This is a genomic window from Pseudomonas resinovorans NBRC 106553, assembly GCF_000412695.1.
Classification (GTDB): Bacteria; Pseudomonadota; Gammaproteobacteria; order Pseudomonadales; family Pseudomonadaceae; genus Metapseudomonas; species Metapseudomonas resinovorans_A.
The window spans coordinates 930,777-956,936 of sequence record NC_021499.1 but is presented as its reverse complement, the minus strand read 5'-3'; the positions used below and the strand labels follow the sequence as shown (position 1 = coordinate 956,936).

The window sequence follows — 26,160 nt, the reverse complement described above, 5'->3', positions numbered from 1 at the left end:
GCAGGTCTTAACTCGGCAGCTTGGAATAGCGCGCCAGTTGCTGGTCGCGGCTCATCACGTCGAGGGTCGCAGCCAGTACTTGTTCGCCGGTCACGTCCGGATTGGAGAAGATGCTGGAGAAGTTGGCCTGGGTGACTTGCGCGAAGTGGGCGCGGTCGCCCTCCTCGATCCCCAGCAGCACCGCGTAGGCGTCCAGCGCTTCGCCCTGGCCCTGGGCCATGTCTTCGGCGATGTTGTCGAGCATGCCGTTCATCGCCAGCAGCGAGCGACCGCCATAGCCCAGGCGCACGCTGGAGTCGCAACCGTTGGTACCCGAGGTCAGGCCGAAGGTGGCGTTGCCCGAGGTGCCGTTGGTGGTGGTGGCCAACAGGTGCGGGATCAGGCCGCGCTGGCCTTCGAACACCATGTTGCCCCAGCCGCAGCCGCCGCCTCCGGCCTGGTCGGCCTGCGCCGCGAGGCTGGCCACGCCCAGCAACCCTACGATCAAGCCCTTGCTAAGCAGTCGCTTATCCATTATTTGCGCTCCGCATGTATTTATAGAGAAACCGCCTAAGGAGCTTTGGCGACGCTTGGGCAACTGTCAAACCAGCGCCGAGCGCCTTGCCGGCACCGACGAATACCGATGTAATCCGTCGCAGTCCGGGTCCACTGCCCAAGGAGCCCGCCCGCTGGGCGCGCATTGACCATGTCCCCGTTTCGCCGCCGCGCCGCCCTTGTCCTGCTCCTGCTGCTCAGCGCCGGCTGCCGGCCCGACGCCCCGCCCGCGCTCGACCAGCAGCTGTACATCTGGCAGCGGCAATGGGGCCCCGCCCACGCCGACGCCCTGGCCGCCAGCCGCAACGACTTCTCGACCCTGCGGGTGCTCGCCGCCCAGGACCATCCCGGCGCCGGCTGGTCGCGCACCCGGATCAACGCCGAACTGCTGAAGACCGACGGCCGCCCACTGATCGCCGTGGTGCGCCTGGATGGCCAACTGCCCGCACTCGACCTGCCGCGCGCCCGCGCGGACATCCTCGCCCTGCTGGCCGACTGGCGCGCCCAGGGGCTGGCCGTACGGGGCCTGGAGATCGACCACGATTGCGCCAGCGCGCGCCTGCCGGGCTACGCTCGCTTCCTCGGCGAACTGCGCCAGGCACTGCCGGCCGAGCTGCAACTGAGCATCACCGCCCTGCCCGCCTGGCTCGACAGCCCGGAACTGCCCGGCCTGCTGCGCCAGGTGGACAGCAGCGTGCTGCAGGTGCATGCGGTCAGCGCCCCGGCTGACGGCCTGTTCGACCCCACCCGTGCCCTGGCCTGGGCCCGGCGCTGGAACTCACTGAGCGAGCGGCCCTTCCAGCTCGCCCTGCCGGCCTACGGCATCGCCCTGGTCGCAGGCAAGGTGGAAAGCGAAAGCCCGCTGGCCATCGCCGGCCCCCGCCGGGAACTGCAAGCGGACCCGCAACAGCTGGCCGAACTGCTCGAACAGCTGCGCCGACAGCGGCCCGAGCACCTGGCCGGAGTCATCTGGTTCCGCCTGCCCCTGGCCGGCGACCGCCGTGCCTGGCCGCTGGCCACCCTGCAGGCGGTGGCGCGCGGCGACGCGCTGCATGCCGATATCCAGCCGCGCCTGCGCCAGGAAGGCCCGCTCCACGAACTCAGCCTGACCAACCTGGGCAACCTGGGCGCACCCTTGCCGGCGCGGGTGGAACTCTCGGCCCGCGCCTGCGAGGCCGCGGACGCCCTGGCCGGCTACCGGCTGGAACGCAGCGCCGAACGCCTGGTATTCACCCGTCATACCGAAGGCCGGCTCGCCGCTGGCCAGCAGCGCGCCCTGGGTTGGGCACGCTGCCAGCAACTCGATCAAGGAGGATCCCGTGTCTACCCCTGAACGCCGCCACTGCCTGGCCCTGGCCATCGCCCTCTGTCTGCCGGCGCTGAGCGCCCAGGCCTGCGGGCCGGACTTTCCCCTGAGCTTGCTGGACGACCGCGCCCAGACCCTGGCCGAGCTGCCGGAGGGCAACTTCGCCTTCGAGGCCGCGCGCCTGGGCAAGCCGGTGCCCGGCCTCGGTCAAGCAGGCGACGCCACCCTGGTGAGTTACTGGGACAACGGCGACTCGCGCTACCTCCAGCAACGCGACGAGGTCGAGCAACAGCAACTGGGAGATGCCCTCGACCAGCAGGTCAAACGCCTGCGCGCCCTGGGCGACGCCCGCCAGGTGGAGGACCAGGGCCTGGACCTGCCCGCCGAACTGCGTCTCTACACCGCCGGCGCGGTGGCCTTCGCCCAGCAGGACCCGGTGCTGGCCAGCGACTACTTCCGCCGCGTGCTCGAACTGCCGCCGGAGCAGCGCCGCCTGCGCAGTACCTGGGCCGCCTATTCCCTGGGCCGCGCCCAGGCCAGCCTCAGCCGCCGCGACGGCGTGCCCGCCGATGAAGCCCGGCGCAGCGAGGAGGACCAACGCCTGTTCATGGAGGACGCCGGCCAGGCCGCGCGGGAGGCCTTCCAGAAGACCCGCCAGCTCGCCGCCCAGGGCTACGCCGATCCGCTGGAGCTGGGCATCGCCAGCCTCGGGGAGGAAGCCCTGTTGGCCCGCCAGGGCGATGACTGGGCAACAGCCATCGATCTCTACGCCAGCCAGGCCGCCCATCAATCCGCCACCGGCTACAGCTCCCTGCGCCAGCTCGCCGGCGAACTGGCGCGCATGCCCGATGCGCAGCTGGTGCCGCTGCTGACCATCACCGAGGTCCAGCAACTGCTCACCGCCCGCCTGCTCAGCCGCATCGATGGCGACGAGTCCGGGGAAAGCCGACTGGCCACCCTGCTGATCGACAACGCCGGGGCCGACCTGGCCAATGCCGACCGCCTGGCCGCCCTGGCCTACCAGTCCGGCCGCTATGCCGACGCCGCACACTTCCTGGCGAAAGCCGGCGACACGGGCCTCGCCTGGTGGCTGCGGGCCAAGCTGGCCCTGCGTGAAGGCGACGCCACCGGCGCCGCCGAAGCCTACGCGAAAGCCTCCCGCGCCTTCCCCGCCAGCGAAGACTGGGGCACCCGGCGCGCCGCCAACTGGGATTACGAAACAGTGAAGCCGCGCTGCCGGGTCGATGGCGAAAACGCCATCCTCTCGTTGCAACGGGGCGACTACCTGGACGCCTTCGACCTGCTCTACCGCAGCGGCGATATCTATTGGTGGGACAGCGCCACCCTCGCCGAACGGGTGCTCAGCCTGGAGGAACTCAAGCGTTACGTGGACACCAAGGTCCCCGCCCCGGCCATGCAGAACGACCCGGACCCCGAGAACTACCAGCCGCTCCCGCCCGCCGCGCAATTGCGCGACCTGCTGGCCCGGCGCCTGTTGCGCGAAGGCCGCTATGCCGAAGCACCGGCCTATTTCCACAGCGACGAACTACGCGCCGCGGCCCACCGCTATGGCCAGGCCCGGCTGGACGGCGAGGACCGCCTGACCGCCACCGGTCGCGCCGCGGCCCTGTACGAGGCAGCCCGCATCGCCCGCGAACAGGGCATGGAACTGCTGGGCTACGAGATGTCGCCGGACTTCCACAGCCTGGGTGGCTCCTTCAGCCTGCTCCAGGTCGGCCATCAGCAAGCCGGTGACCTGCTCAGCGCCGACGAGGCCGAACGCCAGAACACCAACCTCGCCCAGCCCAATACCCGCTACCACTACCGCTGGGTCGCCGCGCAGCTGGCCGGCCGCGCCGCCGACCAGTTGCCGACAAGCAGCCAGGCTTACGCCGCGGTGCTGTGCAAGGCCACCGGCTGGCTGCTCTACCGCGATCTGCAGGGCGCGCGCGACTACTACCGGCGCTATGTGGAGACCGGGCCATTCGTGCCCTGGGCGGCCAACTTCGGGCAGACCTGCGAGGAACCGGACTTCGACGCCGCCAGCCGGCGCGTCTGGGAAGAACGCGGACAATGGCTGCGCAGCACCCTGCGTCCCTACAAGTACCTGCTGGGGGCCGCCCTGGTCATTGGCGCCGGGATTTTCTGGATCCGCCGTCGCCGGGGCGAATGAAGGCCTGGCCAGCCTTGGCTATAGTGGTTGAAATCTCGCAGGAGCATGGACATGAGTGAAACCGCCAGCGAACGTCGGCGCTTCCACCGCATCAACTTCGACGCCGCCACCGAGCTCAGCCAGGGTGACAAGCGCTGGACGGCGGAGCTGCACGACATATCCCTCAAGGGCATCCTGGTGATTCGCCCGGCCAACTGGGACGGCGACCCGAACCAGCCGTTCGACGTCCGCGTCGAACTGGGCAGCGAGGTCCAGGTGTTGATGGAAGTGCAGCTGACCCGGGAGCAGGACGACCAGTTGGGCTTCAACTGCCTGCATATCGACCTCGACTCCATCAGCCACCTGCGTCGCCTGGTGGAGCTCAACCTGGGCGACGAGGAACTGCTGGAGCGCGACCTCACGGCGCTGGGCGAGCCCTAGCGCCGTAACTCCGTAGGGTGGATGGCGCTTTTCCATCCACCACCGGCGCCATCTCGAACCCCGCACGATTCCGTAGGAGCGAGTGCCTCTACTCGAACAATGCGTCCAACGCCTGTTCCAGGCGGGTAACCGCGACCACTTCCAGACCCGGCGGGTTTTCCTTGGGCGCGTTGCCCTTGGGCACGATGGCACGTTTGAAGCCGTGCTTGGCGGCCTCCTTCAGGCGCTCCTGGCCGCTGGGCACCGGGCGCACCTCGCCGGACAAACCGACCTCGCCGAACACCAGCACATCGTGGGCCAGGGGACGATTGCGCAGGCTGGAAATGATGGCGGCGATCAATGCCAGGTCGGAGGCGGTTTCCAGTACCTTCACCCCGCCCACCACGTTGAGGAACACATCCTGGTCGTAGGTGGGAATGCCGCCATGCCGGTGCAGTACCGCCAGCAGCATGGCCAGGCGGTTCTGGTCCAGGCCCAGGGTCACGCGACGGGGGTTGGCCAGGTGGCTGGTATCCACCAGCGCCTGCACCTCCACCAGCATGGGCCGTGAACCTTCCCAGGTGGCCATCACCACGCTGCCGGGCACCGATTCCTGGGCGCGGGTGAGGAAGATCGCCGACGGGTTGGAAACCTCCTTCAACCCCTTGTCGGTCATGCCGAACACACCCAGTTCGTTGACCGCGCCGAAGCGGTTCTTCACCGCCCGCAGCAAGCGCAGGCGGCCGTCGGACTCGCCCTCGAAATACAGCACGGTGTCCACCATGTGCTCCAGCACGCGCGGGCCGGCCAGGGCGCCCTCCTTGGTCACGTGGCCGACCAGGAAGATCGCCGTGCCGCTCTGCTTGGCGAAACGCACCAGCAGCGCCGCGCTCTCGCGCACTTGGGAGACGCCGCCGGGGGCGGACTGCAGTTGCTCGGTGAAAATGGTCTGGATGGAGTCGATCACCATCACCTTGGGCTTTTCCAGCCGCGCGGTGGCGATGATGCTTTCGATGCAGGTCTCGGTCATGACCTTGAGCTTGTCTTCCGGCAGGCCCAGGCGGCGGGCGCGCATGGCCACCTGCTGCTGGGATTCCTCACCGGTGACATAGAGCGCGGGGAAGCGTGCGGCGATGTTGCAGAGGGTCTGCAACAGGATGGTCGACTTGCCGATGCCGGGATCACCGCCGATCAGCACCACCGAACCGTCCACCAGGCCGCCGCCGAGCACGCGGTCCAGTTCGTTGGAGGCGGTGGAGAAGCGCGGCATTTCCTCGACGCTGACTTCCGCCAGGGTCTTGATCTGCGCCTGCTGGCCGGTCCAGCCGGTGCGCCCGCCGGAGGAAGTCGCCGCGGCGCCCTCCAGCACGGTTTCCACCAGGGTGTTCCAGGCCCCGCAGTCGGCGCACTGGCCGGCCCATTTGGGGAAGGTGGCGCCGCACTCGGTGCAGCCGTACATGCGCTTGGCCTTGGCCATCAGCGGACTCCGTCGAAAAAACGAAAGCCCGCATGATAGCGGATCAGCCCTTGCAGCCGCCCCCACAGTTGCAGCACTGGCCATTGGCGCGGCGGCGCTGGCGTTCGAGGTCCTGGTCCAGGCCTTCCAGGCGCATGTGCAGGGAAGCCAGGCTGGAGCCGTCCAGGGGCTCGCTGCCTTCCTCGACACGCAGGATGCGACGCTGCAAAAGCTCGCGCTGCTGCTGTAGACGTTCCAGGCGCTCGTTGGCCGCCTGGCGTTCGGCGGACAATCGCGGCGCGGACTGGAAGTCCGCGTCGGACAGCAGGAGGGTGGCAGACATGGGGGCGCTCTCCGAACAGTGGAAGCCCCCAGCCTATCCCCTCCCTACCCGGGCACCATTGATCCCGGTCAAGGCGGGCGTCAGCCCTTGGCGCCCTTGAGTATTCGGGCGATCTCGTCCTTCAGGGCGACCCGCTGCACCTTCAGCCCGTGCAGGACGCTATCGTCGAGGGCCTGGTTGCCGTCCTCGACTTCATAGATGCGTGAATCCAGGGTCTGGTACTCCCCCGCCAACCGGGCAAAGTGCGCGTCGCTCTGCAACAGCGAACGCATGGTGTCCTTGAACTCCGGGAATTCCCGGTTGAGCGGGTGATGTTCTAGCGGCATGGCAGCGTTCCTCCTCTAGCAGCCTCCCACTCAGGCTAGACCAGGCCCCGGCGCCGCCAAGCGCCGCCTGACGGAAACTGTACTTGGCTGTACGGTGGCCGAGTCCTAGCATGGGCGCCCGCAAGGAAGGCGCCGTTGCTGGCGGCCTCGATCCGCTGAATTACACTTCAGCGTTAAATCCAGAACCTCAGGGAGTGAAACATGAGCCTGCTCAACGAATTCAAAGCCTTCGCCGTCAAGGGCAACGTGGTCGACATGGCCGTGGGCATCATCATCGGCGCCGCCTTCGGCAAGATCGTCTCGTCCTTCGTCGGCGACGTGATCATGCCGCCCATTGGCCTGCTCATCGGCGGCGTGGACTTCTCCGACCTTGCCGTGACCCTCAAGGCCGCCGAGGGTGATATCCCGGCCGTGGTGCTGAGCTATGGCAAGTTCATCCAGACCATCCTGGATTTCGTCATCGTGGCGTTCGCCATCTTCATGGGGATCAAGGCGATCAACCGGCTCAAGCGCGAAGAAGCCGTCGCTCCCGAAGCACCGCCTGCACCGACCGCGGAAGAAACCCTGCTCACTGAAATCCGCGACCTGCTCAAGGCGCAACAGGACAAGCAGCCCTGACCGATCCGCACCAAAGACAACGGCGCCTCATGGGCGCCGTTGTCATTGGTGGGGGCGAATTCATTCGCCATGGGTCGCGAAGCGGCCCCTCCGGGCTTGCAGGGCGGACCTGCGGTCCGCTTGGCGAATGAATTCGCCCCTACAAGTTGTTCCGATCTACGAAAGGGACCTCAGCAGCAGCCGGTTCACCCGTCGCTCCTTCACCTCGATCACCTGCAGGCGCCAGCCCTCGACTTCCAGGGAGTCACCCACCACCGGCAGGCGGTCCAGCAAGCTCATGCACAGGCCGGCCAGGGTCTGGTAGTCCTCGCCGGGCTTGGCGGTGAAGCCAAGGCGCTCACCCAGCAGGCTCAGGTTCACCGCGCCGCTGACCTTCCAGCCGTCGTCGCAACGCTCGATATCCAGGCCGTCCACTTCGCTGGCGTCCGGCAGCTCACCGGCGATGGACTCGAGGATGTCGGTCATGGTCAGCAAGCCGTCGAAGCCGCCGAATTCGTTGACCACGAAGGCCACGTGGGTAGAGGCCTTGCGCATCTCCTCCAGGGTGCCGAGCACCGAGGCGCTGTCCGGCAGGTTCGGCGGGGTGCGCAGCAACTGCTCGATATCCGGGTCCTGGCCCTGCAGCAGCTCGCGCAGCAGCTCCTTCTTGTGCACGTAGCCCAGGGGCTCGTCCACATTGCCGCCACGGATCACCAGCAGGCGCGAGTGCGGCGAGCGCAGCAGGGCATCGCGGATCGCCTCGCGGCTGTCATCCAGGTCGATGCGCTCCACCTCGCTGCGGTTGGTCATCAGGGTGCGGATCGGGCGCTCGGCCAGACCCAGCACACCGCTGATCATGATCCGCTCGCGGCGGTCGAACGGCACCTTGCCGATATCACCCTTGCCCAGCAGGTCGGCGATGTCCTCACCCACCTCGTCGGCTTCCACGCCACGCCCGCCCAGCAGGCGCAGCACGGCGTGGGCGGTGCGCTCACGCAGGTCGCGGCCACCCTGGAGGTGGCGCTTGCGGCGCCAGCGCACCAGCTGGTTGGCGGCCTCGATCAGCAACGAGAAGCCGATGGCGGCGTACAGGTAGCCTTTCGGGATGTGGTAGCCGAAGCCTTCGGCCGTCAGGCTGAAGCCGATCATCATCAGGAAGCCCAGGCACAGCATGATCACCGTGGGGTGGGCGTTGACGAAGGCGGTCAGCGGCTTGCTGGCGATGATCATCAGGCCGATGGAGACGACCACGGCGATCATCATCACTTCCAGGTGCTCGACCATGCCCACGGCGGTGATCACCGCGTCCAGGGAGAACACCGCGTCCAGCACCACGATCTGCGCCACCACCGGCCAGAACAGCGCATAGGTACGGCTGCCGGACGAAGTGTGGGCGCGGCCTTCCAGGCGCTCGTGCAGTTCCATGGTGGCCTTGAACAACAGGAACACGCCACCGAACAACATGATCAGGTCACGGCCGGAGAAACTCTTGTCGAACACCTCGAACAGCGGCGTAGTCAAGGTCACCAACCAGGAAATGCTGGCCAGCAGGCCCAGGCGCATGATCAACGCCAGGGACAGGCCGATCAGCCGCGCGCGGTCGCGCTGATGGGGCGGCAGCTTGTCGGCGAGGATGGCGATGAACACCAGGTTGTCGATGCCGAGGACGATTTCCAGGACGATGAGGGTCGCCAGGCCCAGCCAGGCCGTAGGGTCAGCTATCCATTCCATTTGGGTCAGGCTCTCTGGAAAAGGTTACGGGCAGGCGTGATCCACGCCGGCGGGCGTTGCATCGACATGCGCGGGAGAATAGCAGCAGGGCGCTGCGGTGCGGATTGGCGCGCAGGGGCGCCACTGGGATGGGGGGCCGCCCCCTGGGGTGCCGGGGGTGGCTTGCAACAATCGCTGTCCATTGGTTTCCGGTTCGGATAAACGAATTGCGAATGCTAAGTCAGAGTTCCTGCCGCTTTAAGTGGCGATTTTTTACCAATCATGTACGAAATCTCTTAGCGCCTACGAAATAGCGGTCTTGGCTCTATCACCGAACGGCCATAGAGCACGCTCAATCCGGCCAATCCCTTCAAGGCATCCTCAGCGGATTTATCCTCGCGCACGGCGAAGGCATCGAAGCCGCACTGGCGCATATGGCTGAGCTGGTCGCGCAGCACATCGCCCACCGCGCGCAGCTCGCCGCGCCAGCCGAGGCGGGTGCGTAGCAGGTAGGCCTGGCTGTAGCCGCGACCGTCACGGAAGCTGGGGAACTCGACGGCGATCAGCGGCACCCCGGACAGCAGCGGCCCCAGCGCCTCCACCTCGTCATCCGGCTGCAGCAGCAGTCCGTCAGCGCCGTCGCGCTCGCGCCAGAGCGCCAGCGGCAGGATCAGCGGCCCCTCCGGCAGCGCCCCTTGTGCTTCGCGCACCAGGCTCCAGGGGTCGTCCACCAGGCGGGCCTGACCGTCCAGCAGCTTGATCAGGTTGTTCATGCCGGCACCTCCGCGCGGGCGTAGACCCGCTCCTTGAAGGGCTCCAGGCCGATGCGCCGCACCGTGTCGACGAAACGCTCCTCGGCTTCGCGGTAGTCGCGGTAGGTGTCCACCACCTTTTCGATCACGTCGGGCACCTCATCGGCACTGAAGGACGGGCCGATCACCTTGCCCAGTTCGCTGTGCATGCCCTGGGCGCCGCCGAGGGTGATCTGGTACCACTCGCTGCCGCCCTTATCCACCCCGAGGATGCCGATGTTGCCGATGTGGTGATGGCCACAGGCGTTCATGCAGCCGGAGATGTTCAGGCTCAGCTCGCCGAGGTCCTGCAACGCCTGCGGGTCCTGGAAGCGCGCCTGGATCGCCTGGGCGATGGGGATCGACTTGGCGTTGGCCAGTGCGCAGTAGTCGCCGCCCGGGCAGGCGATGATGTCGGTGAGCAGGCCGATGTTGGCGGTGGCCAGGCCCTGCTCGCAGGCCAGTCGCCAGAGCCCGTGGAGATCGGCCTTGGGCACGTCGGGCAGCACCAGGTTCTGTTCGTGGGCGATGCGGATCTCGCCGAAACCGAAGCGTTCGGCCCAATCGGCCACCGCCTCCATCTGCGCGGCGGTCACGTCGCCGGGCGGCATGTCCGGCCCCGGCTTGGTGGACAACACCACCGCGGCGTAGCCCGGCACCTTGTGCGGTTGCAGGTTGCGCGCGCACCAGCGGGCGAACTCGGGGTCCCGTGCCAGGGCGCTGCCGAAATCCAGGTCGGCATCGTCCAGGCGGGCGTAGGCCGGCGCATCGAAGCTGGCGGCCACGCGCTGGTATTCGGCCTCGGTGAGTTCGGCGGGACCGTCCTTCAGGTGCTGCCACTCGGCCTCCACCTCGCGGGCGAACGCCTCGATGCCCAGCGCCTTGACCAGGATCTTGATCCGCGCCTTGTACTTGTTGTCACGCCGCCCATGGCGGTTGTAGACCCGCAGGATGGCCTCGACATAGGACAGCAGGTGGCGCCAGTGCAGGCCGTCGCGAATCTGCTGGCCGAGGATGGGCGTGCGCCCCAGGCCGCCACCCACCAGCACCCGCAGGCGCATTTCGCCGGCATCGTCGCGGTACAGGTAGAGGCCGATGTCGTGCATCTGGATGGCGGCGCGGTCTTCCTCCGCCGCGCACAGGGCGATCTTGAACTTGCGCGGCAGGAAGAGGAATTCCGGGTTGATGGTGGACCACTGGCGGAGGATCTCGGCCAGCGGGCGCGGGTCCAGCAGCTCATCGGCGGCCACCCCGGCGAAGGCCTCGGTGGTGATGTTGCGCACGCAGTTGCCGGAGGTCTGGATGGCGTGCATCTCCACCTCGGCCAGTTGCTGGAGGATGTCCGGCACCTCGGCCAGCTCGATCCAGTTGAACTGGATGTTCTGCCGGGTGGTGAAGTGGCCATAGCCACGGTCGTGCTCACGGGCGATGCGCGCCAGGCAGCGCAGCTGGTTCGACGACAGGGTGCCGTAGGGAATCGCCACCCGCAGCATGTAGGCGTGCTTCTGCAGGTACAGGCCGTTCTGCAGGCGCAGCGGCAGGAACTCCTCTTCCGTCAGCTCGCCGCTGATGCGCCGCGCCACCTGGTCGCGGAATTGCGCCACGCGCTCCTGCACCAGGGCGCGGTCGTAGTCGTCGTAGTGGTACATGCAAGCGGGCTCCAGCGAGGCGTGCGGGGGCCTTCACTATGGGTGCGCGAGCGAGTAGGAAACAGCGCCAGGTCCGACAGGAAAAACCGTATCAGATGGTTCGACCGGTGTAGGAGCGAGCGCTGCTCGCGATTTGACGCGCTTCGCGAGCAGAGCTCTCTCCTACACGGGGCTTACCCACCTGTCTGAGCTCTAAAAAGCCAGATTATCTGAGTCTGTTTCCATTTCAGCGACCTTTCCAGAATGGCGTCCGCCAATCTCTCCCACTCGAAAGGCCCGCACATGAACACCGCAATCCCGGAACCGTCCTACGACTACCAGGTGGTCCGCCAGTTTGTCCTGACGACCCTGGTCTGGGGCATCGTCGGCATGGGCATGGGGGTGTTCATCGCCGCCCAGCTCGTCTGGCCGGAACTGAACCTCGACCTGCCCTGGACCAGCTTCGGCCGCCTGCGGCCGCTGCACACCAACCTGGTGATCTTCGCCTTCGGAGGCAGCGCGCTGTTCGCCACCAGCTACTACACGGTGCAGCGCACCTGCCAGGCGCGGCTGTTCGGCGGCCCGCTGGTGCCCTTCACCTTCTGGGGCTGGCAGGCGCTGGCGCTGATCCTGCTGGTCACCCTGCCCCAGGGCCTGACCACCACCAAGGAATACGCCGAGGTGGAGTTCGCCGGCGCGGTGTGGATGGGCATCGTCTGGGTGGCCTACGCGGTGGTGTTCTTCGGCACTGTCATGAAGCGCAAGACCCGGCACATCTACGTGGGCAACTGGTTCTTCGGCGCCTTCATCCTGGTGACGGCCATGCTGCACATCGTCAACCACATGGCCATCCCGGTTAGCTGGTTCAAGTCCTACTCGATGTATTCCGGGGCCACCGACGCCATGGTCCAGTGGTGGTACGGCCACAACGCGGTGGGCTTCTTCCTCACCACCGGCTTCCTCGGGATGATGTACTACTTCATCCCCAAGCAGGCCAATCGCCCGGTCTATTCCTACCGGCTGTCCATCGTCCACTTCTGGGCGCTGATCACCCTGTACATCTGGGCCGGCCCGCACCACCTGCACTACACCGCCCTGCCCGACTGGGCGCAGTCCCTCGGCATGGTGATGTCGATCATCCTCCTGGCGCCCAGCTGGGGCGGCATGATCAACGGCATGATGACCCTCTCCGGGGCCTGGCATAAGTTGCGCGAAGACCCGGTCCTGCGCTTTTTGGTGGTGTCTCTGGCCTTCTACGGCATGAGTACCTTCGAGGGGCCGATGATGGCCATCAAGACCGTGAACGCGCTGTCCCACTACACCGACTGGACCATCGGCCACGTGCACGCCGGGGCCCTGGGCTGGGTGGCGATGATCACCATCGGCTCGCTGTACCACCTGATCCCGCGTCTCTGGGGTCGCGAAGGAATGCACAGCGTCGGCCTGATCAACGCGCACTTCTGGCTGGCCACCATCGGCACCGTGCTCTACATCGCCTCGATGTGGGTCAACGGCATCACCCAGGGCCTGATGTGGCGCGCGGTGAACGAGGACGGCACCCTCACCTACTCCTTCGTCGAGGCACTGGAAGCCAGCCACGCCGGCTTCGCGGTGCGCCTGCTCGGCGGCGCCTTCTTCCTGACCGGGATGCTGCTGATGGCCTGGAATACCTGGCGCACGGTGCGGGTGGGCGATGCACGCACCACCGAAACGGTGCCGCAGGCGGTGGCCCATGGATAGCGAAAGCCTCTACGCCCTGCTCAGCCTGGCCGCCGCCACCTTCTTCTTCCTCGCCACCCAGGCCTGCCTGGGTGGCCGCAGCCAGCGGCAGATCGACGAAGCCACCATGCTGCCCTTCGCCGACGACGAACCGGTGGCCCGGCGCATGGAGCGCGCCACCGGGCGCAGCAGCACGGGGTGCGGTTGTCCGGGAAGGTGTGATGGGGGTTGTACGCGCATTGAGCTGGACGCTTGAACGTAGGGGCGAATTCATTCGCCAAGCAGGCCTGCCCTACCGGGCCCGAAGGGGGCTGCTGCGCAGCCCTTGACGATTGAAATCGCCCCCACAAGAAAGCGGCGTTCGCTGCTTTACCAGGCAGCATGGGTTTCGCTCCGCTCTACCCATCCTACGGAAGCTTCCGTGCCTTGCCTTACCAGTAGTTTTCCACCGCCACCTGCCCCGGCCGGCGGGTCAGGCTGAGGTTCATGTCGCGCCTTTTCAGCACGGCGCGGGTGTCGTCGATCATCTGCGGGTTGCCGCAGAGCATCACGCGGGAATGCTCCGGGGTCAGCGCCAGGCCGGCGGCGCGTTCCAGCTCGCCGTTCTCGATCAGGGTGGTGATGCGCCCGTGCAAGGCGCCGGGCACTTCCTCGCGGGTCACCACCGGGATGTACAGCAGCTTGTCGGCGACGCCGTCCAGGTAGTCGCGGTTCTTCAGGTCGTCGATCAGCGGCTGGTAGGCCAGCTCCGCGGCGTTGCGCACGCTGTAGACCAGGATGATGCGCTCGAAGCGCTGCCAGACTTCCAGGTCCTGGAGGATCGACAGGAAGGGCGCCAGGCCGGTGCCGGTGGCCAGCAGCCAGAGGTCGCGGCCATCGATGAAGCGGTCGAGGGTAAGGAAGCCGAAAGCCTGCTTGTCCACCATCAGGGTGTCGCCTTCCTTCAGGCGCGACAGCTCGCTGGTGAACTCGCCACCGGGCACGACGATCGAGAAGAACTCCAGGTGCTCGTCATGGGGCGCCGACACCATGGAATAGGCGCGCCAGACGGTGCTGCCGTCGGTCTTGGTGACCCCCAGGCGGGCGAACTGCCCGGCGCGGAAGCGGAAGCCCGCATCGCGGGTGGTACGCAGGGTGAACAGGTTGGGCGTCAGGGTCTGCACGTCCTGCAGGGTCTGACGGGTGAACTTCTCTTCGCTGGCGGTCATACTCCGCTCCCACTCTTTCCGATTCGTCCAAAGGCCGCTCCAGTGTCTCGCAAAGCGGCCCGCAGAAACACCGCCGGTTCTTATGCCTATATTCGCTACGCCTTTCGCCCAGCTCGACCTGGTCCGTCAGCCCGAACAGCAGGACGACCCGCTGCTGGCCTTCGACGCCGCAGACGAATACCTGCTCAACCACCTGCATGAGCAGGGCATCTCGGCGGATACCCGCATCCTGGTGCTCAACGACAGCTTCGGCGCCCTGGCCGCGAGCCTCGCGCCCTTCGCCCAGGTCACCAGCAGCGGCGACTCGCACCTGGGCCACATCGCCCTTGAGCGCAACCTGGCGCGCAACCAGCTGGCGCCGGTGCGTTTCGTGCCGGCCAGCGAGGCGTGCAGCGGGCCCTTCGACCGGGTGCTGATTCGCGTGCCCAAGACCCTGGCGTTGCTCGAAGAACAGCTGATCCGCCTGCATGGCCAACTGGCCCCCGGCGCCACCGTGGTGGCGGCCGGCATGGTCAAGCACCTGCCCCATGCCGCGGGCGACCTGCTGGCGAAGTACATCGGCCCGATGCAACCGTCCCTGGCGGTGAAGAAGGCGCGCCTGCTGATCGCCACTCCCGAACAGAAGCCGGCCGTCGCCTCGCCCTACCCCAGCCGTTACCAGCTGGAGCAGCCGCGACTCACCCTGCTCAACCACGCCAACGTGTTCTGCCGCGAGGGCCTGGATATCGGCACCCGCGCCTTCCTCCCGCACCTGCCGCGCAGCCTCGCGGACGTCCGTGCGGCGGACCTGGGCTGCGGCAACGGCGTGCTGGGCATCGTCTACGCCCTGAACAATCCCCAGGCGCAGATGACCCTGGTGGACGAGTCCTACATGGCCGTGCAGTCGGCCCGGGAAAACTGGCGTGCCGCCCTCGGCGAGCGCCCGGCGGATATCCGCGCCGGCGACGGCCTGGCCGAGCAACCGGCGGACTCCCTGGACCTGGTGCTGTGCAACCCGCCCTTCCACCAGCAGCAGGTGGTGGGCGACTTCCTCGCCTGGCGCATGTTCGTCCAGGCGCGCAACGCCCTGGTGGCGGGTGGCGAGCTGTGGATAGTGGGCAACCGCCACCTGGGCTATCACGCCAAGCTCAAGCGCCTGTTCCGTGGGGTGGAGCAAGTGGCGGCGACGCCGAAGTTCGTGGTGCTGAAAGCCAGCAAGTAACGCAGCCTCCAGAACCTTGTAGGGGCGAATTCATTCGCCATGGGCAGCGCAGCTGCCCCACCAGGCTCACAGGGCACGCCTTCGGCCTGCTTGGCGAATGAATTCGCCCCTACGGGGTACTCAACCCCGCCGCCGCCATGAACATCCGCAGCAGGTAGGCCACCGCGCCCAGGGCCAGGACGCTGGCGGTCCAGATGCCCAGCAGCCAGGCCAGGCGTTGCCACAGGGGTTTGCGCTCGGACTTGTCCACAGGACGCTCCTAGTGATAGCCGTCTTCCTGGGTCACCTTGCCGCGGAACACGTAGTAGCTCCAGGCGGTGTACATCAGGATGAAGGGGATGATGAACAGCGCCCCCACCAGCATGAAGCCCTGGCTCTGGGGCGGCGCGGCGGCGTCCCAGATGGAGATGGACGGCGGGATCACGTTGGGCCAGAGGCTGATCCCCAGGCCGCTGTAGCCGAGGAAGATCAGCACCAGGGTCAGCACGAACGGCGCGTGGTGGGCGTTGTTGGCCACCGCCCGCAGCAGCGCCCAGGTGCACACCAGCACCAGGATCGGCACCGGCATGAACCAGAACAGGTTGGGCAGGCTGAACCAGCGGGCGGCGATGTCCGCGTGGGCCAGCGGGGTCCAGATGCTGACGATGCCGGTGATGCCCAGCAGCACCAGCACCAGCGGCCGTGCCATGTCGTGCATCTGCTGTTGCAGGCGACCTTCGGTCTTCATGATCAGCCAGGTGCAGCCCAGCAGCGCGTAGGCGGCGATCAGGCCCAGGCCGCAGAACAGCGGGAAGGGTGCCAGCCAGTCCAGGGAGCCGCCGGCGAAGGCGCGGTCCACCACCGGGATGCCTTCGATGTAGGCGCCGAGCGCCACGCCCTGGAAGAAGGTCGCGGTGATCGAGCCGCCGATGAAGGCCTTGTCCCACAGGTGCCGCTTGGCCGGCCTGGCCTTGAAGCGGAACTCGAAGGCCACGCCCCGGAAGATCAGCCCCAGCAGCATCAGGATCAGCGGCAGGTAGAGGGCCGAGAGCACCACCGAATAGGCCAGCGGGAAGGCACCGAACAGGCCCGCGCCACCGAGGATCAGCCAGGTCTCGTTGCCGTCCCAGACCGGCGCCACGGTGTTCATCATCACGTCGCGCTCGCCATCGTCCTTGACGAAGGGGAAGAGGATGCCGATTCCGAGGTCGAAACCGTCCATCACCACGTACATCATCACGCCGAAGATGATGATGATGGCCCAGATCAGTGAAAGGTCGACGCCCATGGTTCAGTTCCTCGCCTCGGTTGCAGCGTTGTCGTCATCGTCCATGCCCTCTTGGCTGGCCGAAATCGGGCGGGCGGGTGTGCGGTGCTGGCCGGGGCCGCCAATGCCCTGTTCCTTGCCTTCATGGGTGACCGGCCCCTTGCGCACCAGGCGCATCATGTAGCCGATGCCGGTACCGAAGAGCAGGAAGTACACCACCACGAAGGCCACCAGGGTCAGGCTCATCTGGGTCACGCTGTGATTGGAAACCGCATCGGCCGTGCGCATCAGGCCGTAGACCACCCAGGGCTGGCGGCCCATCTCGGTGGTGAACCAGCCGGCGAGGATGGCGATCAGCCCCGAGGGCCCCATCCACAGGCAGAGGTAGAGGAACGGCCGCGAGCGGAACAGCCCGCCACGCCAGCGCAGCCACAGGCTCCAGACGCCCACCAGGATCATCAGCAGGCCGAGGGCGACCATGATGCGGAAGGACCAGAACACCACGGTGGCGTTGGGGCGGTCTTCCTTGGGGAACTCCTTCAGCGCCGGCACCTGCTTGTCCAGGCTGTGGGTCAGGATGATGCTGCCGAGGAAGGGAATCTCCACCTTGAAGCGGGTTTCCTCGCGCTCCATGTCCGGCCAGCCGAAGAGGATCAGCGGCGTGGGCTCGCCATCGCTGTTGTCCCAGTGGCCTTCCATCGCGGCGATCTTCACCGGCTGGTGCTTGAGGGTATTGAGGCCGTGCAGGTCGCCGATGAAGGCCTGGACCGGGGCGACGATCAGCGCCATCCACATGGCCATGGAGAGCATCTTGCGGATGGCCGGGTTGTCACGGCCGCGCAGCAGGTGCCAGGCCGCCGAGGCGCCGACGAAGAAGGCCGTGGCGAGGAAGGCGGCGGTGGCCATGTGCAGCAGGCGGTAGGGGAAGGACGGGTTGAAGATCACCGCCAGCCAGTCCACCGGTACCACGCGGCCGTCGATGATCTCGTGGCCCTGGGGGGTCTGCATCCAGCTGTTGGAGGCGAGGATCCAGAAGGTGGAAATGATGGTGCCGATGGCCACCATCACCGTGGAGAAGAAGTGCAGGCCCGGCCCCACGCGGTTCCAGCCGAACAGCATGACGCCGAGGAAGCCCGCCTCGAGGAAGAACGCGGTGAGCACCTCGTAGGTCAGCAGCGGCCCGGTGACCGCGCCGGCGAAGTCGGAGAAGGCGCTCCAGTTGGTGCCGAACTGGTAGGCCATCACCAGGCCGGAAACCACCCCCATGCCGAAGTTGACGGCGAATATCTTCGACCAGAAGTGATAGAGGTCGCGGTAGACCTCCTGCCGGGTCTTCAGCCACAGGCCTTCCAGTACGGCGAGGTAGCTCGCCAGGCCGATGGTGATGGCCGGGAAGATGATGTGGAAGGACACGGTGAAGGCGAACTGCATTCGGGCGAGATCGAGAGCCTCCAAGCCGAACATGGCGAATCCTCTAATCAGGTTGATACAGGCACGGGCTCGACGCGGCTCCGCAAGATGGGGAACTGCGCCGGGCAGGATTGTTGTTGTGGCTGCGGCGAATACGGGCCGGGTCGGCCCTGCACAATTCCACGCCCAGGGTTTTGACGCGGATCAAGCGATGCCTAGAGAGTAGCCGGTTCGGCCGGGACGGAATCTGTGGTTCGTTGCCGCGCGACAGGTTGTCGCGCGGCTGCGCGCCGCAGGGAAATTGCGGGGATGGTTACGGTTCGAGCGCCTCGGGGCTGTCCACGTCGCGCAGCACGCCCGGATCGTCCACCCCCACCGCCACCCAGGCCGAGGCATGGGCACGCAGCACCCGGCGCGCGCCCTCGTCGCCGGTGAGCCGTTGCAGTTCGGGCCAGAAGTCGCGGCCGAACAGCACCGGATGGCCGCGTTCGTCGTGGTACATGGGGAAGACGATGCGGGCCGGATCCGCCTTGGCCACCAGCGCGCGCAGGCTGGAAGCCATGATCCAGGGCATGTCGCCGAGCAACACCGCGATGGCTTCTCCCGGGCCTGTGGATAACGCCCGTACGCCCGCCGCCAGGCTATGGCCCATGCCCAGCCCGGCGTTTTCGCAACGAATGATGACGCAGTCGGCCGGCAGGCCCAGATCCGCCGGGTCGTCCTCCGGGCGCAGCACCAGGTGCACCTCGTCGAACACCTCCAGCGCCCGCGCCAGGCTGGCGGCCAACAGGGTGCGGCCGTCCGCCATGGCGGCGCGGCGCTTGTCGGAACCGAAGCGATTGCCGAAACCGGCGGCGAGGATCAAGGCTATGCAGGCCATCAGGATTTCCCCTGTAGGGGCGAATTCATTCGCCAGGCAGACCGCCGGTCTGCCCTGTGGGATTGCAGAGGGCAGCTGTGCCGCCCTTGGCGAATGAACTCGCCCCCACAAGGAAGAGCCCCATCGGACTTACACCCGCTCGCGAGCGATGCCATTGCGCACCCGCAGGATATCGGCGAGCACCGCCAGGGCGATCTCGGCGGGGGTCTTGCTGCCCAGGTTGAGGCCGATGGGCGCGATGATGCGCTCGATCTCGGCGTCGCCCAGGCCGCCAACCCGGCGCAGGCGCTCCAGGCGCTTGGCGCTGGTGGCCATGGAGCCCATCACGCCGATGTAGAAGGCTTCGGTGCGCACCGCCTCGAGCATCGCCAGGTCGTCGATCTTCGGGTCATGGGTCAAGGCGACCACCGCCGTGTCGGCATGGCAACCGCCCAGGCGGATGAACTCCGAGGGCAGCTCCCGGCGGATCTCCACCCCCGGCAGCTCGACGCCTTGCAGCGCCTCGTCGCGGGGATCGCAGAGCACCACTTCGAAGCCCAGGCTCTGGCCGATCTCGGCGCACACCTGGGCCACGCTGGAATAGCCCGCCAGCAGCAGGCGCTGGGCGGCACCGACGCGCAGGCGCAGCAGGTCGCCTTCGCGTTCCACCCGGGGCCCGTGCCCACGGTCGGGCAACAGGCGGCGCACGCCTGTGGACAAGTCGAGTTCACGGATCAGCCGGCGCTGGCCGGCCAGGGCGCTTTCCAGTTCGCGCAGGTGGGCCTGGACGTCGCAGTCGGACGCCAGCTTCTCCACCAGCACGTCGAGAATGCCGCCGCAGGGCAGGCGGATCGACGACTGGGTGTCGCTGCCGTCGCCGTAGCGCACCGTCTGCACCGGCTCGGCAAAGGCACCAGCGGCCAGGCGTTCGAGAAAGTCGTCCTCCACGCAGCCGCCGGACAGCGAACCTATCCAGTGCCCGGAGGCATTGGCCGCCAGCAACGAGCCCGGCGCGCGGGGCGCCGAGCCGTAGGTGGCGAGGACGGTGCAGAGCCATACGTCCTGGCCGGAAACGGACCAGTCCAGGGCCTTGCGCACCACCAGCAGATCGAGGTGTTGCATCGAGGGAACTCGCTTCAGTGGGACGGGGCTTCGCCGCGCAACTCCGCCACCCGTTCAGGCGTCACCTCGGTCTCGAGGCCACCCCAGGTCTGGCGCAGGTAATTGAGCAGGTCGCGCATCTGGCCGTCGTCGAGTTTATCCCTGAAGCCGGGCATTGGCTGCATGCGTTCGAAGCCGGTGAACTGCTGCTCGCGAATGCCGTCGTCGATCACCCGCAACAGGTTGCGCGAATCAGCGAGGCGCAGGGTGGTGTTGCCGTCCATGGCGACCGCCACGTGGGGCACGCCCTTGCCCGCCGCTTCGTGGCAGCCGGCACAGAGGTTGAGGTAGTCCTGGCGGCCGCGGGCGGCGCTTTCGCCCAGCTCGCTCTCGGCCACCGCTTTGATGCTGCGCGGCGCCGGCGGCTGTTCGCCGAGCAGGTAGGTGGCCATGGCGCGATGGTCGTCCAGCGGCAGGTACTGGGTGCTGTGGTGCAGCACCGGGTACATCTCGTTGAACACCGAGCCCTGGTCGCTGATGCCGTGCTTGAGGAAGGTGGCGAGGTCGTCCGTGGTCCAGCCGCGTTCGGCCAGGTCCTTGGCCAGCAGGCTCGGCGCCTCGTAGCCGAGGATCACCCCGCCGCTCATGCGCAGGTCCTGTTGCAGGGCGCCGAGGGCGTTGCGCGGGGTATGGCATTCGCCGCAGTGGCCCAGCACTTCCACCAGGTACTGGCCGCGCTGCCACTCCTCGCCCTTGCCGTCGGCCGGTTCCAGCTGCACGCGGTTCTTGTAGAGCATGTTCCAGAAGGTCATGCCGAAACGCACGTTGAAGGGGAAGGCCAGGTCGGTCTTCGGGCTCGGCTTGGCGATGGGATCGAGGCTCATCAGGTAGGCGTAGATGGCGTCCGAATCCTCCCGCTTGAGCAGGTGGTAGGAGGTGTAGGGCATGGCCGGGTACAGCTTGCCGCCGTCCCGGCGCTCGCCCTGGGTCACCGCCCGGTAGAACTCCTCGGCGCTGTAGTGGCCGATGCCGTGTTCCTTGTCCGGGGTGATGTTGGTGCCGTAGATGGTGCCGAAGGGCGATACCAGCGGCAGTCCACCGGCGTACTCGGCGCCGCCCTCGATGCTGTGGCAGGCCACACAGTCGGCGGCGCGGGCCAGGTACTTGCCGCGTTCGATCAGCGTCTTGTCCGACGATTGTTCAGCCGCCTGGGCGGCCAGGGGCAGCAGCAACGCCGCGAGAAATAACCCACGCATCCTCAACCCTCCTTGACCAGGCCGAGGCCTTCCACCACCTCGCGGGCGGCGTTGTAGTAGCGGACATAGCCCGTGCAGCGGCAGATGTGGTTGCCCAGGGCGTTCTCGATCTCCCCTTCCAGCTCGCTGCGCTTGACCGGCTGGCGCTGGAGCTTTTCCACCAGCACGGTGGCGGCGTTGACGTAGCCGGGGGTGCAGTAGCTGCACTGGAAGGCGAACTGGTCGATGAACTTCTGCTGGATCGGGTTCAGCTCGCTCACCTCGCCCTTGGCGTCGCGCTTGGCGTGGCCCTCGATGGTGCGCACTTTCTTGCCGTCGAAGAAATGCGCGCCGGTGATGCAGGTGCGGATTTCCTCGCTGGTGCCGTCCGGCTTGTCGAGGATCGCCACGCAGGCGTGGCAGATGCCCTGGCCGCAGCCCAGGCGCGAGCCGGTGAGGTTCAGGTATTCGTGGAGGAACTCGATCATCATCAGGTCGTCGTCCACGGTGAAGGGGCCGACGACCTGGCCATTGAGGTTCATGCTGAGTGCGCGCTTAGCCATGGAGGGCCTCCTTGATGCGAGCCGGAGTCAGGGGAAGGTCGCGCAGGCGCTTGCCGGTGGCATGGGCCACGGCGTTCACGATGGCGCCGACCACGGGGATCATCACCACTTCGGCGATGCCCTTGGCCGGGTCGCTGGGCGACAGCGGCGGGAGGATTTCGGCGGTCTGGGTCCAGACCGCGCAGTCCTTGGCGCGGGGCAGCTGGTAGCGGTTGAAGTTCCAGGTGCCTTCACCGGGGCCGCCCTCGTACAGCGGCATTTCTTCCAGCAACGCATGGCCGATGCCCATGGCGATGCCGCCTTCGAGCTGGCCGCGCACCAGCTCGGGCACGATGACCCGGCCGCATTCCAGCCAGGAGTGGTGGTTGATCACCCGCGCCTCGAAGCTGCCCTTGTTCACCTTCACTTCCACCAGGGTGGCCACCGGGCTGTAGTAGGTGACCATGGCGTTGTTCAGCTGGGTCGGCGGGTACTTGATGGCGCTGCGATCCAGCAGGTGGAAGCCATGGCTGGTCATCCGCGCCTTTTTCTCCTTGGTCGCGCCGTCGCCGTACTTCACCGCCACCGCGTCCAGCGGGAAGCTGTCGCGCTTGCCGTCGATCTCGAATTCGCCCTCGGCCCAGGCCCAGCGGTTGAAGCCGTGGACGCTGACACCGGTGACCAGGCCCAGCTCGTGGGCCTTGTGCGCCAGCAGCTCGAAGGGAATCGGCGGCAGGCCGTTGGCGGTCAGCTTGCCTTCCACCCAGTGGGCGTCCTCGCGGCGCACCACATAGGGGTTGGCCATGCCGCCGAATTCGCCACGGCCCCAGATGCTCAGCGCCGCCGGCCAGAGGCCGTGGTTGAAGAGGATGCGCGCGGCCTCGCGGGTGCCGTGACCGGAGTAGTAGGCCGAGTTGGTCGCCGACGAGGGCGACGCCAGCTTGCCGACCCAGCGCGGGTCTTTCAGCGCGGCGTCCTGCTCGTCCTGGCTGATCAGGTAGGGGTTGCCGCTGGTGGTCAGGCCCAGCTCGGCCCATTCGGTGACACCGGTGCGGATATCGTCGGCCGGGTGGCCGAGGTAGTCGGCCACCAGCAGGGCTTGGGACGTCGCCATGCCGGTGCCCATGTCGATGGCGATCTGGCGCAGGGTCACGCGGCCCTCGGCGGTGAACTCGACGCTCGCCATGGGTGCCTCGGAGCCGGTGCCGAAGTCTTTCTGGCAGATGGCGAAGCCGACGCCGTACCAGTTGTCCGGGTCCTTGGCCTCCTCCTCGCGCTTGCGCGCGTCGCGGTTCTTCCAGATCTCGTGCTGGGCGGCCTTGTCGAGGATTTCGTCCAGGCGCAGGGCCCCGGCGGGGATGGCGCCCTGGGTGTTCTTCATGCCGGACTTGAAGACGTTCTTCTTGCGCAGCTCGATGGCGTCCACGCCCAGGCGGGCGGCCACCTCGTCCACCATCATCTCGGTGGCGGCCATGGTCTGCAGGGTGCCGTAGCCACGCATGGACCCGGCCTCGACACCACGGGAGTGGTAGGCGGTGGCGGCCAGGTCGCTCTGCGGCAGGTAGTAGATGGACTGCGCGGCGGTAGCGCCCACGGCAGCCACCGAGGGGCTGTAGTTGATGCGGCCGCCGCCATCCACATCCATGTGGGCGCGGAAGATCTGGAACGACAGGTCGTCCTGCTTCACCGCCAGTTGGTAGTGCATGTCGAAGGGATGGCGCTTGATGCCGCTCTGGAACTGCTCGTAGCGGTCGTTGGCCAGGCGCACCGGCACGCCGTCGCCGTAGATCGCGGCCAGGGCGGCATAGAAGACGAAGATGTTGTTGTCCTTGGAGCCGTAACCCACGGTGTAGCCGGGGTGCATGTTCAGCCTGGTCACCTTGAAGCGCGACGGCGCCAGCATGTGCGCGGTCTGCTCGGCCACTTCGAAGGGGCACTGGGTGGCCACCACGAAATGCAGGGTGCCGCTGGCCGGGTCGTACCAGCCGTTGCCGTTGTCCGCCTCGAGGGCGGCCGGCTCGATGGACTGGGTCTTGTAGCGCTCATCGAAGACCAGCCAGCCTTCCGGCGGAGTCTGCAGTTTCTGCTGCATCTGCTCGGCGTGGAACAGCCCCTGGGCGGTCAGGTCGCCCGTGGGGTTGCCGGCGCCCCAGGCGGGTTTGCGCTCGCGGATCAGCGGGAACAGCATGCTGTCCTTCAGGCTGGAGAAGGTATCCGGCTCGAACGGCGTGGCGCCGCCGACGCGGACGAAGCGGAAGCTGCCGTAGGGGTCGCGCTGGTACAACGGCGCCTGGGCGCCGTAGCGCACCGCCTTGTCGCTGGACTTGAGGATGTTCCTGGCCCGGCGGAAGCGCTCGAAGTCCTTCCAGATCAGCAGCGCCACCGGGTGGCCGATGAACATCGGCACCTGGCCTTCGGGCAGGAAGGGATCGGGGCTGTGGCCCTCGGGGAAGGCGATGCCGTCACGCGCGAGGTCCACGGCGGTGACCAGGCGATCGGGCTGGAGTTCGTCGCCCAGCATCGACAGGTCGAGGCCCTGGTAGAGGTGGTCGGCGCGGGTGGCTTTCAGCAGCAGCGCGTGGCCCTGCTGCTGGGGCCAGCCGGGCATGTCCTTGGCGCGGATGTCGCGGGCGAACACCTTGTTGCCGCAGACCTTGCTGACGCCGTCGATGCGGCCACGGGCCTGGCCGCTGGCGGTGTACCAGGGCTCGGGCGTACGGGTGACCTGGGCTTCGAACAGCGCGGCGAAGGCCTTGCTGCCGAGCGGCGCGAAGCTGATGCCGATACCGGCGACGACGCTGCCTTGCAGGAAGGCGCGGCGGGATAATTCAGGAGTGGACATGCCCGTTCCTCACGGCGCCGGCTGCGACCGGCCCCATTCGTTGTGCAGAAGCGATCGTCGGCCCTTCCCGAGGGGAAGGGCCGTAACAAGAATAGTCGGTGGGATTTACCTGACTCGAAGGTCAGATATTAACGGAGTCCCTGGCCCAGACAAATAAAAAATTGTCCTACAGGTCAGAAAATCTGATGAGCGATACGCTGATCGAACGCATTGTTCTGCAAATGCAACCGCATGTTTCAGCTACCGTGCTAGGCTGCACACCGATAGCAACCTAAGCATTTTCATCCATGTCCCAAGCCCTTCTCCTGCGCCACCATCGCCCCTTCATGGCGTTCTGGTTCGCCCGCGTCTGTACGGCCAGCGGCTTCCAGATGATCACCGTCGCCATCGGCTGGCACATCTACCAACTCACCGGCAGCGTGCTCGACCTGGGCCTGGTGGGGCTGGTGGAGTTCCTCCCCCGCGTGATGTTCATGCTGCACACCGGACATGTCGCCGACCGCTTCGATCGCCGCCGCGTCGCCGCCACCTGCCAGGTGCTGCAGGCCCTGGTGGCCGGCGTGCTGGTGTTCAGCAGCGCCACCGACAGCGCCAGCCGCGAGCTGATCTTCCTGATGGCCTTCGTCCTCGGCGCGGCGCGGGCCTTCGAGATGCCGGCCACCCAGGCGTTGCTGCCCAACGTGGTGCCCAAGGAGCTTTTCCCTCGCGCCGTGGCCGCCTCGGCTTCGGCCATGCAGGCGGCGACCATCGTCGCGCCGGCCCTGGGCGGCCTGCTCTATGCCTTCGGCAGTCTCTGGGTCTACGGCCCGACGGCGGTGCTCTATATCGCCGCGTGCATCCTCATGCTCGGCCTTTCCAGCAGCCAGCAGCCGGCCAGCAAGGCGCCGGCCAACCTGGAGAACCTGCTGGCGGGCATCCGCTTCATCCGCAGCCGCCCGGACATCCTCGGGGCCATCTCCCTGGACCTGTTCGCCGTGCTGCTGGGCGGCGCCACCGCCCTGCTCCCGGTATTCGCCAAGGACATCCTGCTCACCGGCCCCTGGGGCCTGGGCCTGCTGCGTTCGGCCCCGGCGGTGGGGGCGCTGCTGATGTCCTTCTGGCTGGCGCGCTTCCCCATCGAGCGCAATGTCGGACGGATCATGTTCACCGCCGTGGGGGTGTTCGGCGTGGCGACCATCGCCTTCGGCCTGTCCACCTCCTTCTGGTTCTCCCTGGCGGTACTGGCCGTGCTGGGCGCGGCGGACATGATCAGCATGGTGATCCGTGGGGCCTTCGTGCAGCTGCACACCCCGGACGAGATGCGCGGCCGGGTCAGCGCGGTGAACGGCCTGTTCATCGGCGCCTCCAACCAGCTGGGGGAGTTCGAGTCCGGCGTCACCGCCGCCTGGTTCGGCACGGTGCCGGCGGTGGTCATGGGCGGCGTCGGCACACTGATCGTCACGGGCGTGTGGATAAGGCTCTTCCCGACCCTGGCCAAGCGCGACAAGTTGCATTGAGGCCCGGGGTTCGCCCCTACAGGCTCCTCGCGTCCGCT

24 protein-coding genes are annotated in these 26,160 nt (G+C 67.2%); 8 read left to right on the top strand and 16 right to left on the bottom strand.

Going from position 1 to position 26,160, the window contains the following annotated elements:
* Positions 1–7: 7 nt before the first annotated feature.
* Complete coding sequence (locus PCA10_RS04450; protein ID WP_016490835.1) at positions 8–514, bottom strand: DUF3015 domain-containing protein; 507 nt, start codon at positions 512–514, stop codon at positions 8–10.
* 171 nt (positions 515–685) lie between these two features.
* On the opposite strand from PCA10_RS04450, the gene PCA10_RS04445 reads away from it, so the two are divergent.
* The 3 genes from PCA10_RS04445 to PCA10_RS04435 are packed head-to-tail and all read left to right on the top strand — an operon-like array spanning position 686 to position 4,433.
* The gene (locus tag PCA10_RS04445; protein WP_016490834.1) at positions 686–1,867 is read left to right on the top strand and encodes a DUF3142 domain-containing protein; all 1,182 of its coding nucleotides are present in this window, start codon (positions 686–688) and stop codon (positions 1,865–1,867) included.
* Positions 1,854–4,013 (top strand): hypothetical protein, encoded by a 2,160-nt coding sequence (locus PCA10_RS04440; protein ID WP_016490833.1) that lies wholly within the window; start codon positions 1,854–1,856, stop codon positions 4,011–4,013. The genes PCA10_RS04445 and PCA10_RS04440 overlap by 14 nt, the downstream gene beginning before the upstream one ends.
* 51 nt (positions 4,014–4,064) lie before the next feature.
* Positions 4,065–4,433 (top strand): PilZ domain-containing protein, encoded by a 369-nt coding sequence (locus tag PCA10_RS04435; RefSeq protein WP_016490832.1) that lies wholly within the window; start codon positions 4,065–4,067, stop codon positions 4,431–4,433.
* An 88-nt stretch (positions 4,434–4,521) separates the two neighbouring features.
* On the opposite strand, the gene radA is transcribed toward PCA10_RS04435, so the two are convergent.
* The 3 genes from radA to PCA10_RS04420 form a co-directional block, all read right to left on the bottom strand.
* Complete coding sequence (radA, locus tag PCA10_RS04430; protein ID WP_016490831.1) at positions 4,522–5,889, bottom strand: DNA repair protein RadA; 1,368 nt, start codon at positions 5,887–5,889, stop codon at positions 4,522–4,524.
* Between the two features lie 43 nt (positions 5,890–5,932).
* Positions 5,933–6,211 (bottom strand): hypothetical protein, encoded by a 279-nt coding sequence (locus PCA10_RS29190; RefSeq protein WP_016490830.1) that lies wholly within the window; start codon positions 6,209–6,211, stop codon positions 5,933–5,935.
* An 80-nt stretch (positions 6,212–6,291) separates the two neighbouring features.
* Positions 6,292–6,537 carry a YdcH family protein gene (locus PCA10_RS04420; RefSeq protein ID WP_016490829.1) on the bottom strand — a complete coding sequence of 82 codons (246 nt, stop codon included), beginning with the start codon at positions 6,535–6,537 and terminating at the stop codon, positions 6,292–6,294.
* 201 nt (positions 6,538–6,738) lie between these two features.
* Between PCA10_RS04420 and mscL the strand changes: the two genes are divergently transcribed.
* Positions 6,739–7,155 (top strand): large-conductance mechanosensitive channel protein MscL, encoded by a 417-nt coding sequence (gene mscL / locus PCA10_RS04415; protein WP_016490828.1) that lies wholly within the window; start codon positions 6,739–6,741, stop codon positions 7,153–7,155.
* A 156-nt stretch (positions 7,156–7,311) separates the two neighbouring features.
* On the opposite strand, the gene PCA10_RS04410 is transcribed toward mscL, so the two are convergent.
* The 3 genes from PCA10_RS04410 to PCA10_RS04400 all read right to left on the bottom strand — a co-directional run bounded on the left by PCA10_RS04410 (position 7,312) and on the right by PCA10_RS04400 (position 11,284).
* Positions 7,312–8,865, bottom strand: a complete 1,554-nt coding sequence (locus PCA10_RS04410; protein WP_016490827.1) for a TerC family protein — start codon at positions 8,863–8,865, stop codon at positions 7,312–7,314.
* A gap of 275 nt (positions 8,866–9,140) precedes the next feature.
* Positions 9,141–9,617 (bottom strand): DUF934 domain-containing protein, encoded by a 477-nt coding sequence (locus PCA10_RS04405; protein WP_016490826.1) that lies wholly within the window; start codon positions 9,615–9,617, stop codon positions 9,141–9,143.
* Entirely contained in the window at positions 9,614–11,284 is a 1,671-nt protein-coding gene (locus PCA10_RS04400) for a nitrite/sulfite reductase (RefSeq protein WP_016490825.1), read from the bottom strand. The genes PCA10_RS04405 and PCA10_RS04400 overlap by 4 nt, the downstream gene beginning before the upstream one ends.
* 282 nt (positions 11,285–11,566) lie before the next feature.
* Here PCA10_RS04400 and ccoN point away from each other — a divergent pair, with 282 nt between their 5' ends.
* Entirely contained in the window at positions 11,567–13,003 is a 1,437-nt protein-coding gene (gene ccoN / locus PCA10_RS04395; RefSeq protein ID WP_051148022.1) for a cytochrome-c oxidase, cbb3-type subunit I, read from the top strand.
* A complete protein-coding gene (locus tag PCA10_RS04390; protein ID WP_016490823.1) occupies positions 12,996–13,238 on the top strand; it encodes a hypothetical protein in 243 nt (80 codons plus the stop codon). The genes ccoN and PCA10_RS04390 overlap by 8 nt, the downstream gene beginning before the upstream one ends.
* Before the next feature lie 175 nt (positions 13,239–13,413).
* On the opposite strand, the gene PCA10_RS04385 is transcribed toward PCA10_RS04390, so the two are convergent.
* Entirely contained in the window at positions 13,414–14,190 is a 777-nt protein-coding gene (locus tag PCA10_RS04385) for a ferredoxin--NADP reductase (RefSeq protein ID WP_016490822.1), read from the bottom strand.
* An 82-nt stretch (positions 14,191–14,272) separates the two neighbouring features.
* Here PCA10_RS04385 and PCA10_RS04380 point away from each other — a divergent pair, with 82 nt between their 5' ends.
* Complete coding sequence (locus PCA10_RS04380; protein ID WP_016490821.1) at positions 14,273–15,391, top strand: methyltransferase; 1,119 nt, start codon at positions 14,273–14,275, stop codon at positions 15,389–15,391.
* Positions 15,392–15,500: 109 nt separating this feature from the next.
* Here PCA10_RS04380 and PCA10_RS04375 read toward each other — a convergent pair whose 3' ends face one another.
* The 8 genes from PCA10_RS04375 to PCA10_RS04340 all read right to left on the bottom strand — a co-directional run bounded on the left by PCA10_RS04375 (position 15,501) and on the right by PCA10_RS04340 (position 24,626).
* Complete coding sequence (locus PCA10_RS04375; RefSeq protein WP_016490820.1) at positions 15,501–15,641, bottom strand: DUF2474 domain-containing protein; 141 nt, start codon at positions 15,639–15,641, stop codon at positions 15,501–15,503.
* A 9-nt stretch (positions 15,642–15,650) separates the two neighbouring features.
* Positions 15,651–16,658, bottom strand: coding sequence for a cytochrome d ubiquinol oxidase subunit II (cydB, locus tag PCA10_RS04370; protein ID WP_016490819.1), 1,008 nt, complete (start codon positions 16,656–16,658; stop codon positions 15,651–15,653).
* A gap of 3 nt (positions 16,659–16,661) precedes the next feature.
* The gene (locus PCA10_RS04365) at positions 16,662–18,101 is read right to left on the bottom strand and encodes a cytochrome ubiquinol oxidase subunit I (RefSeq protein ID WP_016490818.1); all 1,440 of its coding nucleotides are present in this window, start codon (positions 18,099–18,101) and stop codon (positions 16,662–16,664) included.
* 259 nt (positions 18,102–18,360) lie between these two features.
* Positions 18,361–18,927 (bottom strand): nucleotidyltransferase family protein, encoded by a 567-nt coding sequence (locus tag PCA10_RS04360; RefSeq protein ID WP_016490817.1) that lies wholly within the window; start codon positions 18,925–18,927, stop codon positions 18,361–18,363.
* 129 nt (positions 18,928–19,056) lie between these two features.
* Positions 19,057–20,028 (bottom strand): XdhC family protein, encoded by a 972-nt coding sequence (locus PCA10_RS04355; protein ID WP_016490816.1) that lies wholly within the window; start codon positions 20,026–20,028, stop codon positions 19,057–19,059.
* A 14-nt stretch (positions 20,029–20,042) separates the two neighbouring features.
* Entirely contained in the window at positions 20,043–21,263 is a 1,221-nt protein-coding gene (locus PCA10_RS04350) for a cytochrome c (protein WP_016490815.1), read from the bottom strand.
* Positions 21,264–21,265: 2 nt separating this feature from the next.
* Positions 21,266–21,805, bottom strand: coding sequence for a (2Fe-2S)-binding protein (locus PCA10_RS04345; protein ID WP_016490814.1), 540 nt, complete (start codon positions 21,803–21,805; stop codon positions 21,266–21,268).
* Positions 21,798–24,626 carry a xanthine dehydrogenase family protein molybdopterin-binding subunit gene (locus tag PCA10_RS04340; protein ID WP_016490813.1) on the bottom strand — a complete coding sequence of 943 codons (2,829 nt, stop codon included), beginning with the start codon at positions 24,624–24,626 and terminating at the stop codon, positions 21,798–21,800. Before PCA10_RS04340 ends, PCA10_RS04345 begins: the two co-directional genes overlap by 8 nt.
* 287 nt (positions 24,627–24,913) lie before the next feature.
* Between PCA10_RS04340 and PCA10_RS04335 the strand changes: the two genes are divergently transcribed.
* Positions 24,914–26,122 carry an MFS transporter gene (locus tag PCA10_RS04335; protein ID WP_016490812.1) on the top strand — a complete coding sequence of 403 codons (1,209 nt, stop codon included), beginning with the start codon at positions 24,914–24,916 and terminating at the stop codon, positions 26,120–26,122.
* The last annotated feature ends 38 nt before the right edge of the window (positions 26,123–26,160 follow it).